General features: G+C 55.0%; 17 protein-coding genes. 1 reads left to right on the top strand and 16 read right to left on the bottom strand.

The features are described 5' to 3' along the window. Positions 1 to 35 precede the first annotated feature (35 nt). From tolA to sdhC, 16 genes are all read right to left on the bottom strand, one after another. Positions 36 to 1,355: a cell envelope integrity protein TolA gene (gene tolA / locus PGQ95_RS05180; RefSeq protein WP_032714098.1), complete on the bottom strand. Its 1,320-nt coding sequence runs from the start codon at positions 1,353 to 1,355 to the stop codon at positions 36 to 38. A gap of 90 nt (positions 1,356 to 1,445) precedes the next feature. After that, entirely contained in the window at positions 1,446 to 1,874 is a 429-nt protein-coding gene (tolR, locus tag PGQ95_RS05175) for a colicin uptake protein TolR (protein ID WP_015367661.1), read from the bottom strand. A 3-nt stretch (positions 1,875 to 1,877) separates the two neighbouring features. Next, the gene (gene tolQ, locus PGQ95_RS05170; protein WP_015704769.1) at positions 1,878 to 2,570 is read right to left on the bottom strand and encodes a Tol-Pal system protein TolQ; all 693 of its coding nucleotides are present in this window, start codon (positions 2,568 to 2,570) and stop codon (positions 1,878 to 1,880) included. After that, positions 2,567 to 2,971, bottom strand: a complete 405-nt coding sequence (gene ybgC, locus PGQ95_RS05165; RefSeq protein WP_004859689.1) for a tol-pal system-associated acyl-CoA thioesterase — start codon at positions 2,969 to 2,971, stop codon at positions 2,567 to 2,569. The genes tolQ and ybgC overlap by 4 nt, the downstream gene beginning before the upstream one ends. Before the next feature lie 160 nt (positions 2,972 to 3,131). Then, entirely contained in the window at positions 3,132 to 3,422 is a 291-nt protein-coding gene (gene ybgE / locus PGQ95_RS05160; RefSeq protein ID WP_087860209.1) for a cyd operon protein YbgE, read from the bottom strand. After that, on the bottom strand, positions 3,422 to 3,535 hold the full coding sequence (gene cydX / locus PGQ95_RS05155; protein WP_004100325.1) for a cytochrome bd-I oxidase subunit CydX: 114 nt from the start codon (positions 3,533 to 3,535) through the stop codon (positions 3,422 to 3,424). The genes ybgE and cydX overlap by 1 nt, the downstream gene beginning before the upstream one ends. 15 nt (positions 3,536 to 3,550) lie before the next feature. Continuing rightward, positions 3,551 to 4,690: a cytochrome d ubiquinol oxidase subunit II gene (cydB, locus tag PGQ95_RS05150; protein WP_015367665.1), complete on the bottom strand. Its 1,140-nt coding sequence runs from the start codon at positions 4,688 to 4,690 to the stop codon at positions 3,551 to 3,553. Positions 4,691 to 4,705: 15 nt separating this feature from the next. Then, positions 4,706 to 6,274 (bottom strand): cytochrome ubiquinol oxidase subunit I, encoded by a 1,569-nt coding sequence (cydA, locus tag PGQ95_RS05145; protein ID WP_015367666.1) that lies wholly within the window; start codon positions 6,272 to 6,274, stop codon positions 4,706 to 4,708. A 791-nt stretch (positions 6,275 to 7,065) separates the two neighbouring features. After that, entirely contained in the window at positions 7,066 to 7,935 is an 870-nt protein-coding gene (gene sucD, locus PGQ95_RS05140) for a succinate--CoA ligase subunit alpha (RefSeq protein WP_015367669.1), read from the bottom strand. Continuing rightward, positions 7,935 to 9,101: an ADP-forming succinate--CoA ligase subunit beta gene (gene sucC / locus PGQ95_RS05135; protein ID WP_015367670.1), complete on the bottom strand. Its 1,167-nt coding sequence runs from the start codon at positions 9,099 to 9,101 to the stop codon at positions 7,935 to 7,937. The genes sucD and sucC overlap by 1 nt, the downstream gene beginning before the upstream one ends. 104 nt (positions 9,102 to 9,205) lie before the next feature. Then, complete coding sequence (gene odhB / locus PGQ95_RS05130) at positions 9,206 to 10,426, bottom strand: 2-oxoglutarate dehydrogenase complex dihydrolipoyllysine-residue succinyltransferase (RefSeq protein ID WP_020079338.1); 1,221 nt, start codon at positions 10,424 to 10,426, stop codon at positions 9,206 to 9,208. Positions 10,427 to 10,440: 14 nt separating this feature from the next. After that, a complete protein-coding gene (gene sucA / locus PGQ95_RS05125) occupies positions 10,441 to 13,248 on the bottom strand; it encodes a 2-oxoglutarate dehydrogenase E1 component (RefSeq protein ID WP_045381571.1) in 2,808 nt (935 codons plus the stop codon). Positions 13,249 to 13,630: 382 nt separating this feature from the next. Continuing rightward, positions 13,631 to 14,347 carry a succinate dehydrogenase iron-sulfur subunit SdhB gene (gene sdhB / locus PGQ95_RS05120; protein WP_020079339.1) on the bottom strand — a complete coding sequence of 239 codons (717 nt, stop codon included), beginning with the start codon at positions 14,345 to 14,347 and terminating at the stop codon, positions 13,631 to 13,633. A 15-nt stretch (positions 14,348 to 14,362) separates the two neighbouring features. Continuing rightward, positions 14,363 to 16,129 carry a succinate dehydrogenase flavoprotein subunit gene (gene sdhA / locus PGQ95_RS05115; RefSeq protein ID WP_032707635.1) on the bottom strand — a complete coding sequence of 589 codons (1,767 nt, stop codon included), beginning with the start codon at positions 16,127 to 16,129 and terminating at the stop codon, positions 14,363 to 14,365. Next, the gene (gene sdhD, locus PGQ95_RS05110) at positions 16,129 to 16,476 is read right to left on the bottom strand and encodes a succinate dehydrogenase membrane anchor subunit (RefSeq protein ID WP_015367674.1); all 348 of its coding nucleotides are present in this window, start codon (positions 16,474 to 16,476) and stop codon (positions 16,129 to 16,131) included. Before sdhD ends, sdhA begins: the two co-directional genes overlap by 1 nt. Continuing rightward, on the bottom strand, positions 16,470 to 16,874 hold the full coding sequence (sdhC, locus tag PGQ95_RS05105) for a succinate dehydrogenase cytochrome b556 subunit (protein WP_020079340.1): 405 nt from the start codon (positions 16,872 to 16,874) through the stop codon (positions 16,470 to 16,472). The genes sdhD and sdhC overlap by 7 nt, the downstream gene beginning before the upstream one ends. Positions 16,875 to 17,198: 324 nt before the next feature. Here sdhC and PGQ95_RS05100 point away from each other — a divergent pair, with 324 nt between their 5' ends. After that, positions 17,199 to 17,330 (top strand): hypothetical protein, encoded by a 132-nt coding sequence (locus PGQ95_RS05100; RefSeq protein ID WP_418268990.1) that lies wholly within the window; start codon positions 17,199 to 17,201, stop codon positions 17,328 to 17,330. The last annotated feature ends 3 nt before the right edge of the window (positions 17,331 to 17,333 follow it).

Raw genomic sequence — 17,333 nt, 5'->3', positions numbered from 1 at the left:
AGATTGTTTTTCCCCGCTTGTACGGGGAAAAACGATTACAGTTTAAAGTCTAGTGTGGCATTTTTTATTTTCTCATAAACAGCCTGACTTGGCGGTTTAGGAATACTCGCAGTACGTGCTGCCGTTAATGCCGCCTGACACAGCGCAGGGTCGCCTCCTTCAGAGGTGATATCCTTTAATGTGCCGTCAGGCCCAAGGTTGATATGCAACACGCAACGCTTGCCTTGATAGAGGCTGGCATCATACAGGCGGCTTTGAATAGCCATCTGTATTTGCTTTGCGTATGCGCTGATATCAGCGCCCGTTGCCCCGCCGTTGGCGCCAGAGGCACCGCTATCTTTCGATGGCTGGCCATTACCTTTAGCGCCACCGCCGGTTTTCGGCGCATTCTTACCTGAACTCAGGTCGCCGAGCAGATCGTCAACACCGCTTGCTTCTTTAGCGGCAGCGGCTTTCTTGGCCGCGGCGGCCTTCGCGGCGGCGGCTTTGGCTGCTTTATCAGCCGCCGCTTTTTCTGCGGCGGCAGCTTTGGCGGCGGCGGCTTTTTCGGCTGCTGCGGCTTTTTCAGCAGCGGCCTTCTCGGCGGCTGCTTTTTCCGCGGCAGCTTTCTGGGCAGCGGCTTTCTCAGCGGCGGCCTTTTCTGCCGCAGCCTGTTTCGCCGCTTCCTGCTGGGCTTTCTTCTCGGCCTGCTGCTGCGCTTTCTTCTCTGCATCCTGCTGAGCTTTTTTCGCAGCTTCCGCTTCGGCTTTCTTCTGCGCATCCGCGGCGGCTTTGGCCGCTTCGGCTTCCGCCTGCTTCTTGGCGTCGGCAGCCGCTTTAGCCGCCGCCTTAGCGGCAGCCGCTTCCGCGACTTTCGCCTGAGCATCGGCCTTAGCTTTGGCATCAGCGGCGGCTTTGGCGGCAGCTTCCTGCGCCTCTTTCGCCTGGGCATCCGCTTTCGCTTTTGCCGCGGCGGCAGCCTTAGCTGCGGCCTCTTCAGCCTGTTTCTGCTGTTCTTTCGCTTCTTTCGCCGCTTCCTGCGCCTGCAGACGTTCTTGTTCCATTTGCTTCAGGCGTTCCTGCTCGGCAGCCTGTTTTTCCCGCAGTTCCTCGGCCTGCTGCTGAGCCTGCTTTTCACGCTGCTCGGCCGCGCGACGCGCGCTGGACTGCTGCTGCTGCTGGCGGTTGTAGTTGTTGACTACCGCGCCAGGATCGACCATCACCGCATCAATGGACGAACCTCCGCCGCCGCCGGAAGTATCCAGATGCTCGTCGAACGAACTCCAGATCAGTAGCGCAATCAGAATGATGTGCAGCACCACTGAAACTATGATCGCTCGTTTAAGCTTATCGTTTTGTTCGGTTGCCTTTGACACTATCGGTTCCCAAAAACTGTTCGCCTGTTGCCGCTTAAAAGCAACGGCGGAATGCTATCGATATCCACCGCCGCTCGCTTTGCGGGCCGATTAAATAGGCTTGGTCATTAAGCCAACCGATTTAACCCCTGCGCTATGCAACAGGTTAAGCGCTTTAATAATTTCATCGTAAGGCACATCTTTCGCGCCACCGATAAGGAACACCGTCTTCTCATTCGCTTCGAGTCGGCGCTTCGCTTCAGCAATGACCTGCTCCGGCGGCAACTGAGACAACGTTTCCTGACCGACTTTCACGCTGTACTGCCCTACTCCGGAGACTTCAACGATAACCGGTGGTTCATCGTTGCTTTTCACCGCTTGCGACTCCGTGGCGTCCGGCAGATCGACTTCCACGCTCTGCGTAATGATCGGCGCTGTCGCCATGAAGATCAGCAACAGCACCAACAGGACATCCAGCAGCGGAACGATGTTAATCTCGGACTTCAGTTCGCGACGTCCGCGTCCACGTGCTCTGGCCATGGCTTACCCCTTATTGCTTTCGCTGCTGGTAAACGCCTGACGGTGCAGAATAGCGGTGAACTCTTCCATAAAGTTGTCGTAGTTCAGTTCAAGTTTGTTCACGCGCTGGTTCAGACGGTTGTAGGCCATAACCGCCGGGATGGCGGCGAACAGACCGATTGCCGTGGCGATCAGCGCTTCCGCGATCCCCGGCGCAACCATCTGCAGCGTCGCCTGCTTCACCGCGCCGAGGGCGATAAAGGCGTGCATGATCCCCCAGACGGTACCGAACAGGCCGATATACGGGCTGATAGAACCCACGGTGCCAAGGAACGGAATATGCGTTTCCAGCGTTTCCAGCTCGCGATTCATCGAGATACGCATCGCGCGCGACGCCCCTTCGACAATCGCTTCCGGCGCATGGCTGTTGGCGCGATGCAGACGAGCGAACTCTTTAAAGCCGCTGTAAAAAATCTGCTCGGAACCGGCGAGACTATCGCGACGGCCCTGGCTCTCCTGGTACAGGCGAGACAGTTCAATGCCGGACCAGAACTTATCTTCAAACGCTTCGGCTTCGCGGCTGGCGGAATTGAGGATACGCGTTCTCTGAATAATAATAGCCCAGGAAGCGATAGAAAAACCAATCAAAATCAACATGATAAGTTTAACCAGAAGGCTCGCCTTCAGGAACAAATCAAGGATATTCATGTCAGTCACTGCTTAAACTCCGCGACAATAGACTTGGGAAGCGCACGAGGCTTCATTAAGAGTGGATCAACGCACACAATGAGAACTTCAGCTTCGTTCAAAACTGTATTCTCGGCGTTGACGATTCGCTGCGTGAAAACCAAAGAGGTGCCTCGCATCGAGGTAATTTCCGTCTGGATTTCGAGCATGTCGTCGAGTCTGGCGGGCGCAAAATACTCCAGCGTCATTTTGCGAACGACAAAGGCAACTCGTTCAGCCAACAGAACCTGCTGACTGAAGTGATGGTGGCGCAGCATCTCTGTGCGTGCTCTTTCATAAAAAGCGACGTAACTGGCGTGGTAAACCACACCACCGGCATCGGTATCTTCGTAGTAGACCCGGACCGGCCATCGAAACAGCGTTGTATTCACTTTACATCCCGGTAATGCAAAAAAAGAGTAGTGCTTTCAAACTTCGCTACTATACGCGCGGGAATCGTGGTTTGGAATGGGAGAAAGTAAACGGCGAGTAAATTTTTATGGGCTTATGCAAGCCCATGCGGTTAACAGACTTCTCTTATACTCTTATCTTTCAAAAGAAGAAAAAGATCAGGCCTGCGAAGAGAACGATATCAGCGATAAGCGGACAAAAAATCCCCTGCCAGTGCACGGCTTTCGGACGGAAGCCCACACCGTGAATGACGCCAGCGCACACCGCCCACATCAGCAAGAATCCATGCCAGATTTCAAGCTCGCTGGTCTTCGCCGCAAAGCGCGACGGATCCCAGAAGATGCAGCCTGCCAGCAGCAGCGCCAATAATAAGGAAAGCGCCCTTAACGGGCGCTTGTCCATTATCGCGTAAAGGGTCGCGATAATTTTCATCAATGCTCTTCTTTACCTGCTTTGGTGGCTTCCACGTGCTCAAGCGCCAGCGCGGTAATCACCCCAAAGGCACAGGCAAGCAGCGTTCCCAAAATCCATGCGAAGTACCACATATATAGCTCCTTACCTTAGTACAGCGAGTGGGTGTTCTTTTCGATGTCTTCGCGGGTAATGCGGCCAAACATCTTCCAGTAACACCAGGTGGTGTAGCCGAGGATAATCGGCACAAACACGATAGCCACGTAGGTCATCACATTCAGCGTCAGCTGGCTGGAGGTGGCATCCCACATCGTCAGGCTCGCATTCAGCATCGTGCTGGACGGCATGATGAACGGGAACATCGCGATACCCGCGGTCAGGATGATGCAGGCCAGCGTCAGCGAGGAGAACAGAAACGCCATGGCGCCTTTATCTGCTTTTGTCGACGCGACGGTCAGCAGCGGCAGCACCACGCCCAGGGCAGGAATAGCCCACAGCGCTGGCATATTGTTAAAGTTAACCATCCACGCGCCGGCTTCACGCGCCACTTCTTTGGTCAGCGGGTTAGACGGACCGGTATGATCCAGCACCGATTTCACCACGTAACCGTCGATACCGTAGTAGACCCATACGCCCGCCAGCGCGAAGCAAACCAGCGTCACCAGCGCCGCCACCGTGGAGACGGTGCGGGTGCGCAGATGCAGTTCGCCTACGGTACGCATCTGCAGGTAGGTCGCACCCTGCGTCAGGATCATCGCCACGCTGACGATACCCGCCAGCAGACCAAACGGATTCAGCAGCTGGAAGAAGTTGCCGGTGTAGTACAGACGCAGATACTCATCAATATGGAACGGTACGCCCTGCAGCAGGTTGCCGAAAGCCACGCCGATAACCAGCGGCGGCACAAAGCTCCCCACGAAGATGCCCCAGTCCCACATGTTGCGCCAGCGGGTATCTTCAATCTTGGAGCGGTAGTCGAAGCCCACCGGACGGAAGAATAAAGATGCCAGCACCAGAATCATCGCCACATAGAAGCCGGAGAACGCGGCGGCGTATACCATCGGCCAGGCAGCAAACAGCGCGCCGCCGGCGGTGATGAGCCACACCTGGTTTCCGTCCCAGTGCGGGGCGATGGAGTTGATCATGATTCGACGCTCGGTGTCATTACGACCGAGGAAACGGGTGAGCATGCCCACCCCCATGTCAAAACCGTCGGCGACGGCGAAGCCAATCAGCAGGATGCCGATCAGTAGCCACCAGATTAAACGCAATACTTCATAATCGATCATTTGACGACTCCTGTCTTAGCGTGCCGACTGAATAGCCGCGGAGGACTGTTCAAAGTGATAGCGACCCGTTTTCAGGCTGCTCGGTCCTTTGCGGGCAAACTTGAACATCAGGAACAGTTCAGCCACCAGGAACAGCGTATATAGACCGCAGATCAGCAACATCGAGAAGATCAGATCGCCCGCGGTCAGCGATGAGTTCGCCACCGCTGTAGGCAGCACTTCACCAATCGCCCACGGCTGACGGCCATACTCGGCAACAAACCAGCCCGCTTCAACGGCAATCCACGGCAGCGGCAGACCGAAGAACGCGGCGCGCAGCAGCCATTTTTTCTCGCCAATGCGGTTGCGAATCACGGTCCAGAAAGAGGCGCCGATAATCAACAGCATCAGTACGCCGCACGCCACCATGATACGGAAGGCGAAGTACAGCGGCGCTACGCTCGGAATAGAGTCTTTGGTCGCTTTAGCGATCTGCTCTTCCGTGGCGTCAGCGACGTTCGGGGTATAGCGCTTGAGCAGCAGGCCATAACCGAGGTCTTTCTTAACATCATTGAACCGATCGCGTACCGCCTGATCGGTGGAACCGGCGCGCAGCTGTTCCAGCAGCGCATAGGCTTTCATCCCGTTACGGATACGCTCTTCATGCTGCGCCATCAGATCTTTCAGGCCGATAACCGGCTTATCCACCGAGCGGGTAGCGATGATACCCAGCGCGTAAGGGATCTGGATGGAGAAGTGGTTGGTTTGCGCTTCCTGGTCGGGAATACCAAACAGGGTAAAGGCAGCCGGCGCCGGCTGAGTTTCCCATTCCGCTTCAATCGCCGCCAGTTTGGTTTTCTGCACGTCACCCATTTCGTAACCGGACTCATCGCCGAGGACGATAACGGAGAGGATAGCGGCCATACCAAAGCTTGCAGCAATCGCGAAGGAGCGCTTAGCAAAGGCGAAATCACGGCCTTTAAGCATGTACCAGGAGCTGATGGCAAGGATGAACATCGCGCCAGTCACATAGCCGGAGGCCACGGTGTGGACGAATTTAACCTGAGCAACCGGGTTCAGGACCAGCTCGGAGAAGCTGACCATCTCCATACGCATGGTTTCAAAGTTGAAATCCGATGCGATCGGGTTCTGCATCCAGCCGTTGGCCACAAGGATCCACAGCGCGGAGAGGTTAGACCCCAGCGCGACCAGCCAGGTCACCGCCATGTGCTGAACTTTGCCCAGACGATCCCAACCGAAGAAGAACAGACCTACAAAGGTAGATTCGAGGAAGAAGGCCATCAGACCTTCAATGGCCAGCGGCGCACCGAAGATATCGCCCACATAGTGAGAATAGTAAGACCAGTTAGTCCCGAACTGGAACTCCATGGTCAAACCGGTTGCGACACCCAGAGCGAAGTTGATACCAAACAACTTGCCCCAGAACTTGGTCATATCTTTATAAATCTGTTTGCCGGAAAGGACGTAGACCGTTTCCATGATGGCCAGCAGGAACGCCATACCGAGCGTTAGCGGCACAAAAAGGAAGTGGTACATCGCGGTCAAGGCAAACTGTAAGCGCGACAGTTCGACTATATCTAACATCATGACTCCTTGCTCATCGCATGAAGACTCCGAGAACGAACCCAAAATTCAGGTTCATACGCATGCCCCAATACAAAATTATTTGCTCCCTGGTACGTTACTGCTCATCTGGCGATGAAACAGCGCCCTCGCAAAGGTTACAAATACGTTAACGAAAAAACCAAATGATTCTCTAATATATTACGCCGCAATAACCTTACAATAAATAGGATTTTATTGTTCCAGCTTTACATTTTTCGACGGTGATCAATATATAGCGAAAATGCCCTGAATAGGCCAATTTGATTTGCGACAATTTAACGTTTTTTGGGGATTTTTTCCAAGTATTAAGCATTGATATAAATCAATTTTTCCCGCCCATGTTAATTATGTGGCGCAATAAAGAATAACAGTGAAATTGATGTTAAAAATGTGTTTAAAGTCTGCCGCTAGCGGTTACTAAAAAGAGAGAGATGAGAATTATAGGTAATATAATTTTAACTTTAACCAATTTAAGGCAAGAAATGATGCGATCCTAATAATGTTAGACCGGTCACACTATTTTTCCCAATCGAAATGCAAAAAATAACGTCTGCGTTTTTCTGTTTATTTTCACATAAAATTAACCATCTCCCCTCCCCCGGAAAGCGGCGAGTGATTATTCCCAATAATATTCATCAAATCAATACAATAGCGTTTTTTAACGCAAGGGAGAGCCTGCGGCATGACGACAAGGCAAAAAAAAGGCCACCTGACGGTGGCCAACCATGTCGAAATCGGACATTAGTCTGCTCCTGAGGAGCAGTGAGGGTTTACTTGATGATTGCTTTCAGCGCTTCGCCGATATCCGCCAGGCTGCGAACGGTTTTCACACCGGCCGCTTCCAGCGCAGCAAATTTCTCATCAGCAGTACCTTTACCGCCAGCGATGATGGCGCCGGCGTGGCCCATACGCTTGCCTTTCGGCGCGGTAACGCCCGCGATGTAGCCGACAACCGGCTTAGTCACGTGCTCTTTAATGTAAGCTGCCGCTTCTTCTTCCGCGCTGCCGCCGATTTCACCGATCATGACGATCGCTTCGGTCTGCGGGTCTTCCTGGAACATTTTCAGGATATCGATGAAGTTGGAGCCCGGGATCGGGTCGCCGCCGATACCGACGCAGGTAGACTGGCCGAAGCCGTAGTCGGTGGTCTGCTTAACCGCTTCATAGGTCAGGGTACCGGAACGGGAAACGATGCCCACTTTACCCGGCTTGTGAATGTGACCCGGCATGATGCCGATTTTGCATTCGCCCGGGGTGATAACGCCCGGGCAGTTAGGGCCGATCATGCGAACGCCAGCTTCGTCCAGCTTCACTTTCACGGTCAGCATATCCAGGGTCGGGATACCTTCGGTGATGGTGATAATCAGCTTAATGCCCGCGTCGATAGCTTCCAGAATGGAGTCTTTGCAGAACGGCGCCGGAACGTAGATGACGGTCGCAGTCGCGCCGGTGGCTTCAACGGCTTCGCGCACGGTGTTAAATACCGGCAGGCCCAGATGAGTGGTGCCGCCTTTACCTGGCGTTACGCCGCCAACCATCTGAGTGCCGTAAGCGATCGCTTGTTCAGAGTGGAATGTACCCTGGCTACCGGTAAAGCCCTGGCAGATAACCTTGGTGTCTTTATTAATTAAAACTGACATTATTTCCCCTCCACTGCGGCAACAACCTGCTGTGCTGCGTCCGTCAGACTTTTCGCTGCAATAATATTCAGGCCGCTGTCAGCCAGTTTTTTCGCGCCCAGTTCGGCGTTGTTACCTTCGAGACGAACCACAACCGGTACGTTAACACCCACTTCTTCAACCGCGCCGATGATGCCGTCAGCGATCAGGTCGCAACGTACGATACCGCCGAAGATGTTAACCAGAACCGCTTTAACGTTGTCGTCAGAGAGGATGATTTTGAACGCTTCGGTCACGCGCTCTTTGGTTGCGCCGCCGCCAACGTCGAGGAAGTTAGCCGGTTCGCCGCCGTGCAGCTTAACGATGTCCATGGTGCCCATCGCCAGGCCTGCGCCATTAACCATGCAACCGATGTTGCCGTCGAGGGCAACGTAGTTCAGTTCCCACTGCGCCGCCTGAGCTTCGCGCGGATCTTCCTGAGACTGGTCGCGCATTTCGCGCAGATCCGGCTGGCGGAACAGCGCGTTGCCGTCAGCGCCCAGTTTACCGTCGAGGCAGATCAGGTCGCCCTGCTTGGTGATAACCAGCGGGTTGATTTCGATAAGCGCCAGGTCGCGCTCCAGGAAGATGGTCGCCAGACCCATGAAGATCTTGGTGAACTGCTGAACCTGTTTACCTTCCAGACCCAGTTTGAACGCCAGTTCACGACCCTGGTAAGGCATCGGGCCCGCCAGCGGATCGATAGCGATCTTGTGGATCAGGTGTGGGGTTTCTTCCGCCACTTTTTCGATTTCCACGCCGCCTTCGGTAGACGCCATGAACACCACGCGACGGGAGCTACGGTCAACAACCGCGCCCAGATACAGCTCTTTATCAATATCGGTCGCCGCTTCAACCAGAATCTGGTTTACCGGCTGGCCGTTAGCATCTGTTTGGTAAGTCACCAGGCGTTTGCCCAGCCAATGCTCAGCAAAAGCGCGAATCTCTTCTTTGCTCTTAACTACTTTCACACCGCCCGCTTTACCGCGGCCACCAGCGTGAACCTGACATTTCACTACCCACGGACCCGCGCCGATTTTTGAAGCGGCTTCTTCTGCTTCACGCGGAGTAGTACAGGCATAACCCACCGGCGCCGGTAAGCCATAGCGGGCAAAAAGTTGTTTTGCCTGATATTCATGTAAGTTCATGTGTTCAGTCCATCCTTCAGGTAATCGTTATCATGTAGCCGACACAATTGCAGGCCGATGATGTTTTTATTGGCCCGGGCAGACGCACCGGGCCATTGTGACTACTACACGTCCAGCAGCAGACGAGTCGGATCTTCCAGCAGCTCTTTAATCGCTACCAGGAAGCCTACCGATTCACGTCCATCGATCAGACGGTGGTCGTAGGAGAGCGCCAGGTACATCATCGGCAGAATTTCTACCTTGCCATTCACCGCCATCGGACGGTCTTTAATGGCATGCATACCCAGGATGGCGCTCTGCGGTGGGTTGATGATCGGCGTGGACATCAGAGAACCGAATACGCCGCCGTTGGTAATGGTGAAGTTACCGCCGGTCAGGTCATCTACGGTCAGCTTGCCGTCACGGCCTTTCACTGCCAGCTCTTTAATATTCTTTTCGATATCCGCCATGCCCAGCAGGTCAACGTCACGCAGAACCGGAGTCACCAGGCCGCGCGGCGTAGAAACCGCCATGCTTACGTCGAAGTAGTTGTGATAAACCACGTCGTCGCCATCGATGGAAGCATTTACTTCCGGGTAGCGTTTCAGCGCTTCAACCACCGCTTTCACGTAGAAGGACATGAAGCCCAGACGGATACCGTGACGTTTTTCGAACGCTTCGCCGTACTGCTTACGCAGATCCATAATCGGCTTCATGTTGACTTCGTTGAACGTGGTCAGCATGGCGGTAGAGTTTTTCGCTTCCAGCAGACGCTCGGCAACGCGTTTACGCAGACGGGTCATCGGTACGCGTTTTTCAGAGCGGTGGCCCAGTTGCGCAACCGGCGCCGCAGCAGCGGCTGGCGCTTTCGCTTCAGCTTTCGCCGGCGCGCTCGCCAGATGCTTCTCAACGTCTTCGCGGGTCAGACGGCCGCCAACGCCGGTGCCTTTAATCGCCGCCGCGTCGAGGCTGTGTTCAGCCAGCAGACGACGGATAGCCGGGCTAAGCGCGTCGTTGCTTTGCTCTTCCAGAGACGCTTGCTGACGCTGAGCCGGGGTGGACTCTTTAGTATCAGCTTTCGCATCAGCGGCTTTACCGGCGCTGTTGCCTTCACGCAGGCGGCCCAGAATCTGACGAGACAGCACGGTGGCGCCTTCGTCTTCCAGTACTGCATCCAGAATGCCGTCCGCTGATGCCGGTACTTCCAGTACCACTTTGTCAGTTTCGATTTCGACCAGAACTTCGTCGCGGACTACCGCGTCGCCCGGTTTTTTGTGCCAGGTGGCGACGGTTGCGTCAGCTACGGACTCAGGAAGGTCGGGAACCAGAATATCTACGCTACTCATTGTGTATCCTTTAATTAATCGACGTTCAGCGCGTCATTGACCAGATCTTGTTGCTGTTTCTGGTGAACGGACATATACCCTACCGCCGGAGAGGCGGAGGCCGGGCGGCCTGCATAACGCAGAGAGGCCCCAAATGGAACTACTTCACGAAGGTGGTGCTGGCTGCAGTACCATGCGCCCTGGTTGAGCGGCTCTTCCTGGCACCAGACAAAATCGTGGACGTGCGAATAAGCTTTCAGCGCTTCCTGCACCGCCTGATGCGGGAACGGATAGAGCTGTTCGATACGCACGATGGCGACATCTTTTTGCTCGTTTTTGCGGCGCTGTTCCAGCAGGTCGTAGTAAACCTTACCAGAGCACAGTACGACGCGTTTCACGGCTTGCGGATCGAGCTCGTCGATTTCGCCAATCGCCGGCATAAAGGTGCCGTTCGCCAGTTCGTCCATGCTGGAAACCGCCAGCGGGTGGCGCAGCAGAGATTTCGGCGACATGACCACCAGCGGACGGCGCATACCGCGCAGCGCCTGACGACGCAGCATGTGGTAAACCTGTGCCGGAGTGGACGGTACGCAAACCTGCATGTTCTGCTCAGCACACAGCTGCAGATAACGTTCCAGACGCGCGGAGGAGTGCTCCGGGCCCTGCCCTTCGTAGCCGTGCGGCAGCAGCATCACCAGGCCGCACATCCGGCCCCATTTCTGCTCGCCGGAGCTGATGAACTGGTCAATCACCACCTGCGCGCCGTTGGCGAAGTCGCCGAACTGCGCTTCCCAGATGGTCAGGGTGCGTGGTTCCGCGGTGGCGTAACCGTATTCGAATGCCAGTACCGCTTCTTCAGACAGCACGGAGTCCCAGACGCGGAACTGGCCCTGGCCATTGTGTACGTTCTGCAGCGGCGTATAAGTAGAGCCGTTGCTCTGGTTATGGATAACCGCATGACGGTGGAAGAAGGTGCCGCGACCGGAGTCTTCGCCGGACAGACGTACCGGAATACCTTCGTCAACCAGGGTGGCGTACGCCAGGTTTTCCGCCGCGCCCCAGTCGAACAGCTTCTCGCCCGCCGCCATCAACTGACGGTCGCCGTAGATTTTCGCTACGCGAGACTGCATCTCAACGCTTTCCGGTACCGTGCTGATGCGTTTGGCCAGCTCTTGCAGACGTTTTGGCTCAACTTTATCCGGATAGCTCTCGTCCCACTCATGGTTGAGGTACGGAGACCAGGTAAAGGAGTGCATGTTCATCGGACGCCATTCCGCTACCACGCAATCGCCGGCATCCAGCGCATCGCGGTAGAGGTTAACCTGTTCGGTAGCGTCTTCCAGCGTCGCGACTTTGTCCTGCTCCAGCTTGTCAGCATAGATTTTGCGCGGAGTCGGATGCTTTTTGATTTTCTGGTACATCAGCGGCTGGGTTGCGCTCGGCTCGTCGGCTTCGTTGTGGCCGTGACGGCGATAGCACACCAGGTCAATGAAGACATCGCGTTTGAAGGTATTACGGAAATCCAGCGCCAGACGGGTAACGAAAGCGACCGCTTCCGGGTCATCCGCGTTAACGTGGAAAATCGGCGCCTGAACCATCTTACCGATATCGGTGCAGTAAGGCGTAGAACGCGCATCCAGCGGGTTGGACGTGGTGAAGCCAACCTGGTTGTTGATAACGATGCGAACGGTACCGCCCACTTCGTAACCGCGCGCTTTGGACATGTTCAGGGTTTCCTGAACCACGCCCTGGCCGGCTACCGCGGCGTCGCCGTGGATGGTGATTGGCAGAACTTTGTTGCTGCTCGGCTCGTCCAGACGATCCAGACGGGCGCGTACGGAGCCGATAACCACCGGGCTTACGATTTCCAGGTGCGACGGGTTAAACGCCAGCGCCAGGTGAACCAGGCCGCCTTCGGTTTCCATATCGGAAGAGAAGCCCATGTGGTACTTCACGTCGCCGGTGCCGAGGTGTTCTTTATGTTTGCCCGCGAATTCGTCGAACAGATCCTGCGGTTTTTTACCCAGCACGTTAACCAGTACGTTCAGACGACCACGGTGCGCCATGCCCAGCACCACTTCACGGGTGCCGCTCTTACCGGCGTGACGGATGATCTCTTTGAGCATCGGGATTAACGCATCGCCGCCTTCCAGCGAGAAGCGTTTCGCGCCCGGGAATTTGGCGCCGAGGTAGCGCTCCAGGCCTTCCGCGGCGGTCAGTTCGCTCAGGAAGCGCTTTTTCTCTTCCGCGGTGAAGCTCGCTTTACCCGCTACTGACTCAATACGCTGCTGGATCCAGCGTTTTTCTTCAGTAGAGGTGATATGCATGTATTCCGCGCCGATGGAGCCGCAGTAGGTTTGCTTAAGCGCCGCAATCAGGTCGCCCAGCTTCATCGTGTCTTTTCCGATGGCGAAAGAACCTACGTTATAGCTTTCCTGGAAATCGGCCTCGGTGAGATCGTGGTAAGCCGGATCGAGATCCGCCACTCTCTCTTGCTGCCACAGTCCCAGCGGATCGAGATTCGCCTGCTGGTGACCGCGGAAACGGTATGCGTTGATGAGCTGCAGGACTTTAACCTGCTTCACATTGGTATCAGGGTCGGATATCGAAGAAGTGTAACGTGAGGCATCCTTCGCCAGTCGACGGAAATAATCACGTGTTTTCGAATGAAATTGATCCGGTTTAACTCCGGTGCCAGGTAACTGCTGGAACATCGAACGCCAGTTGGCGTCAACAGAGTCAGGATCGGTTAAGAAGTCTTCATAGAGCTGTTCTATCCAGCTCTGGTTCGAACCAGAGAGGTAAGAAGAGTCCAGCCAGGCTTTCATTGCGCCGTTCTGCATCGTGATCCCTTAAGCATTTTTATGCTTATTTCGCCGTAGAAACTACCACGCACACCGAGTGCACGTGCCGGGGTTCACTTGTTGCGGACGAGTTGTGGTTTCTATCCGCTAAGGAACCTTTAAAAACTGCCATTAATCTTCAGCGTTCAGGCTGCGGTTGCGTTGGCTGCCTTCGCTTACCCCGGTCACATAGTTCACTATGCTCCCGGGGATGCGCTCAGTTGCCGCCTTACCTCGCACTGAACGCCTCGATTACTGGTACATATTTGGCGGTTTTTAAAGATTTCCTGCTATCTGTCCCCCGGCGGCGCTAGCGCTTGCCGGGGCTACTTCTTTGGTAGCCCGGATAAGCGCAAGCGCCATCCGGGACAGACCGTGTTGCTTACGCGCTGCGCTGCAGCAGCATCGACTTAATATGGCCGATGGCGCGCGTTGGGTTCAATCCCTTAGGACAAACACTGACGCAGTTCATAATGCTGTGACAGCGGAATACGCTGAAAGCATCGCTCAGACCTTCCAGACGCTCGCTGGTTTCGGTATCGCGGCTGTCGATCAGGAAGCGATACGCGGCCAGAAGGCCTGCCGGGCCGATGAACTTGTCCGGGTTCCACCAGAACGACGGACAAGAAGTCGAACAACATGCGCACAGAATACACTCGTACAGACCATCGAGTTTCTCGCGCTGCTCAGGCATCTGCAGATGCTCGCGAGCCGGAGGATTTTGCCCATTATTCAATAAGTAAGGCTTGATCTTCTCATATTGTGCGTAGAATTGCCCCATGTCTACCACCAAATCGCGGATAACCGGCAATCCAGGCAGCGGACGAATAACAATTTTCTTACCCGGCTGATTCAGCGCGGAGATCGGCGTGATACACGCCAGACCATTTTTACCGTTCATGTTCAGACCATCGGAACCGCACACCCCTTCACGGCAGGAGCGGCGGAACGACAGCGACGGATCTTTTTCTTTCAGCTGGATAAGCGCATCCAGCAGCATCATGTCGCGACCTTCTTCCGCGTCGAGGGTGTAATCCTGCATATGCGGAGCGTCATCAACATCCGGGTTATAGCGATAAATTGAAAACTCGAGTTTCATATTCCTGTCTCCGCATTAATAAGTACGAATCTTCGGCGGGAATGCCGGACGCAGTTTCGGTTCCATGTTGACCGCTCGACGCGTCATGGATTCCGACTCTGGCAGATACAGGGAATGGCACAGCCAGTTTTCATCATCACGTTCCGGGAAGTCGAAGCGGCTATGCGCGCCGCGGCTTTCGGTACGGAAGTTAGCGGATACCGCCGTGGAATACGCCGTTTCCATCAGGTTATCCAGCTCCAGGCACTCAACGCGCTGGGTGTTGAACTCGCTGGAAGTGTCGTCCAGGCGCGCATTTTTCAGACGCTCGCGAATCTCTTTCAGCTGTTCCAGACCTTTATGCATCGCGTCGCCTTCACGGAAGACCGAGAAGTTATGCTGCATACATTCCTGCAGCGCTTTGCGGATAGCAACCGGGTCTTCGCCGGAACGGGTGTTGTTCCAACGGTTGAGGCGATCCAGGGAAGCTTCGACATCGGACTCGCTGGCAGCACGCAGCGCGCCCTGCTCGGCGATGGATTCCTGCAGATGCAGACCCGCCGCGCGGCCGAAGACCACCAGGTCCAGCAGCGAGTTGCCGCCCAGACGGTTGGCGCCGTGTACCGATACGCAGGCGATTTCGCCAACGGCGAACAGGCCCGGAATCACCACATCTTCGCCCTTCTCGTTCACGGTCAGCGCCTGGCCGGTCACTTTGGTCGGAATACCGCCCATCATGTAGTGGCAGGTTGGGATAACCGGAATCGGTTCTTTAACCGGGTCAACGTGGGCAAAGGTACGAGACAGTTCAAGAATGCCCGGCAGACGGGATTCCAGCACTTCTTTACCCAGGTGATCCAGTTTCAGCTTGGCGTGCGGGCCCCACGGACCATCGCAGCCGCGGCCTTCGCGGATTTCGATCATGATGGAACGCGCCACCACGTCACGACCCGCCAGGTCTTTCGCGTTCGGCGCATAACGCTCCATAAAGCGCTCGCCGTGTTTGTTCAGCAGGTAACCGCCTTCGCCGCGGCAACCTTCGGTGACCAGCACCCCTGCCCCGGCGATACCGGTCGGGTGGAACTGCCACATTTCCATATCCTGCACCGGAACGCCCGCGCGCAGAGCCATACCGACGCCGTCACCGGTGTTGATGTGGGCGTTGGTGGTGGATTGATAAATACGGCCTGCGCCGCCGGTCGCCAGCACGGTAGCGCGGGCTTTGAAGTACACCACTTCACCGGTTTCGATGCACAGAGCGGTACAACCGACCACCGCGCCGTCCTGGTTTTTCACCAGATCGAGGGCATACCATTCGGAGAAGATAGTGGTGTGGTTTTTCAGGTTCTGTTGATACAGGGTGTGCAGCAGCGCGTGACCGGTACGGTCGGCCGCCGCCGCGGTACGTGCCGCCTGCTCGCCGCCGAAGTTTTTCGACTGGCCGCCAAACGGACGCTGATAAATACGGCCGTCATCAAGACGGGAGAACGGCAGGCCCATATGTTCCAGCTCAAGAATCGCTTCCGGGCCGGTCTTACACATATATTCGATGGCGTCCTGGTCGCCGATATAGTCCGACCCTTTCACGGTATCGTACATGTGCCATTCCCAGTTATCTTCATGGGTATTACCGAGCGCGACGGTGATGCCACCCTGCGCGGAAACGGTATGGGAACGGGTAGGGAAAACTTTAGAGAGCAGCGCACAGGTCTGTCCGCTCTGGGAAATCTGCAGCGCCGCGCGCATACCTGCGCCGCCGGCACCAATTACAACTGCATCAAATTCTCTGACTGGCAATTTCATTACACACCCCACACCACAACAAATCCATAAAGAACGTAAGCCACCAGCGCCACAACGATAATCAGTTGCAGAACTAAGCGCACGGCCAGTGGTTTAACGTAGTCCGTCAACACCTGCCACATACCGATCCAGGCGTGAATCAGGATGGAAACGAGAGCCAGCAGGGTAAAGACTTTGGTGAACGCGGAGGAGAAGAATCCGGTCCAGATTTCCCAGGAGATCTCACCGGAGGTGGCGAAGAAGCCAACCATGTAGATGATGTAGAGGGTCAGAACGATGGCGGTAGCACGGACCAGAATAAAGTCATGTACGCCGTTGCGTCCCAGTGCTGAGGCGTTGCTTACCATACGAGGACTCCTGCGAGAAGTGAAAGCACGACAGTAATAACAAAAGAAATTTTGGCGGAGCGTGTCCCTGCTTCGAGGGTTTCTTCCAGATAGCCAAAGTCCATCAGCAGATGGCGGATACCGACAACGGCGTGATAAGCCAGCGCGGTGAGGATGCCCCACATGATGAACTTCACGAAGAAGCTATTCATGATGGAAGCGGCCGTCAGGAAGCCCTCCGGAGAGGAAAGGCTGGTGCCCAGCAACCAAAGCAGAATACCGACCGCCACAAAAGTGATCACACCGGATACGCGATGGAGAATGGACGCTATCGCCGTGATTGGGAATCGAATCGTTTGTAGATCCAGATTGACAGGTCTTTGTTTTTTCACATTTCTTACCATGAATAACGCCCACATGCTGTTCTTATTGTTTCCTTCCTCCGGTCTGCTTGCGGGTCAGACAGCGTCCTTTCTATAACCAGAAGTCATGTTAAAACCCCTTTCCAGGAGTAAAAGCGTGACCAAACAACGCTGGGTGGCTCGGGATTGCAGGGTGTTCCGGAGACCTGGCGGCAGTATAGGCCGTTCACAAAATCATTACAATTAACCTACATATAGTTTGTCGGGTTTTGTCCGGAACAGTGATCAAGGTCACGATTACAACATTATTTTAAATTTTAATCACCTGATTTGACAAATATTAAACATTCTTGTTACAACCATTACTAGATTAATGCAATAATGCCCAAAAGTTATGGGGTCACTCTTTCACCTGAGAATAAGTTATGTAACAGTGTGATGGTATTGACCGATGTAATCAGGACAGTTATTAGTGGTATACAGGTTTTAATATTCGGGCTGCTAAAACGCTGATTT

Origin of the sequence: Klebsiella sp. 141240, assembly GCF_050600805.1 — a bacterium.
GTDB classification, from domain to species: Bacteria; Pseudomonadota; Gammaproteobacteria; order Enterobacterales; family Enterobacteriaceae; genus Klebsiella; species Klebsiella aerogenes.
Note: the sequence above shows the minus strand (reverse complement) of the source record. Positions and strands in the feature narration are given on the sequence as shown.

Coding starts and splice junctions, on each gene's coding strand:
- sdhA (WP_032707635.1), bottom strand. CDS start 16,129: ATGAAATTGCCAGTCAGAGAATTTGATGCAGTTGTAATTGGTGCCGGC.
- ybgE (WP_087860209.1), bottom strand. CDS start 3,422: ATGAAAATTATCGCGACCCTTTACGCGATAATGGACAAGCGCCCGTTA.
- cydB (WP_015367665.1), bottom strand. CDS start 4,690: ATGATCGATTATGAAGTATTGCGTTTAATCTGGTGGCTACTGATCGGC.
- sucD (WP_015367669.1), bottom strand. CDS start 7,935: ATGTCAGTTTTAATTAATAAAGACACCAAGGTTATCTGCCAGGGCTTT.
- sucA (WP_045381571.1), bottom strand. CDS start 13,248: ATGCAGAACGGCGCAATGAAAGCCTGGCTGGACTCTTCTTACCTCTCT.
- cydX (WP_004100325.1), bottom strand. CDS start 3,535: ATGTGGTACTTCGCATGGATTTTGGGAACGCTGCTTGCCTGTGCCTTT.
- sdhB (WP_020079339.1), bottom strand. CDS start 14,347: ATGAAACTCGAGTTTTCAATTTATCGCTATAACCCGGATGTTGATGAC.
- sdhD (WP_015367674.1), bottom strand. CDS start 16,476: ATGGTAAGCAACGCCTCAGCACTGGGACGCAACGGCGTACATGACTTT.
- PGQ95_RS05100 (WP_418268990.1), top strand. CDS start 17,199: ATGCCCAAAAGTTATGGGGTCACTCTTTCACCTGAGAATAAGTTATGT.
- cydA (WP_015367666.1), bottom strand. CDS start 6,274: ATGTTAGATATAGTCGAACTGTCGCGCTTACAGTTTGCCTTGACCGCG.
- odhB (WP_020079338.1), bottom strand. CDS start 10,426: ATGAGTAGCGTAGATATTCTGGTTCCCGACCTTCCTGAGTCCGTAGCT.
- tolR (WP_015367661.1), bottom strand. CDS start 1,874: ATGGCCAGAGCACGTGGACGCGGACGTCGCGAACTGAAGTCCGAGATT.
- sdhC (WP_020079340.1), bottom strand. CDS start 16,874: ATGTGGGCGTTATTCATGGTAAGAAATGTGAAAAAACAAAGACCTGTC.
- sucC (WP_015367670.1), bottom strand. CDS start 9,101: ATGAACTTACATGAATATCAGGCAAAACAACTTTTTGCCCGCTATGGC.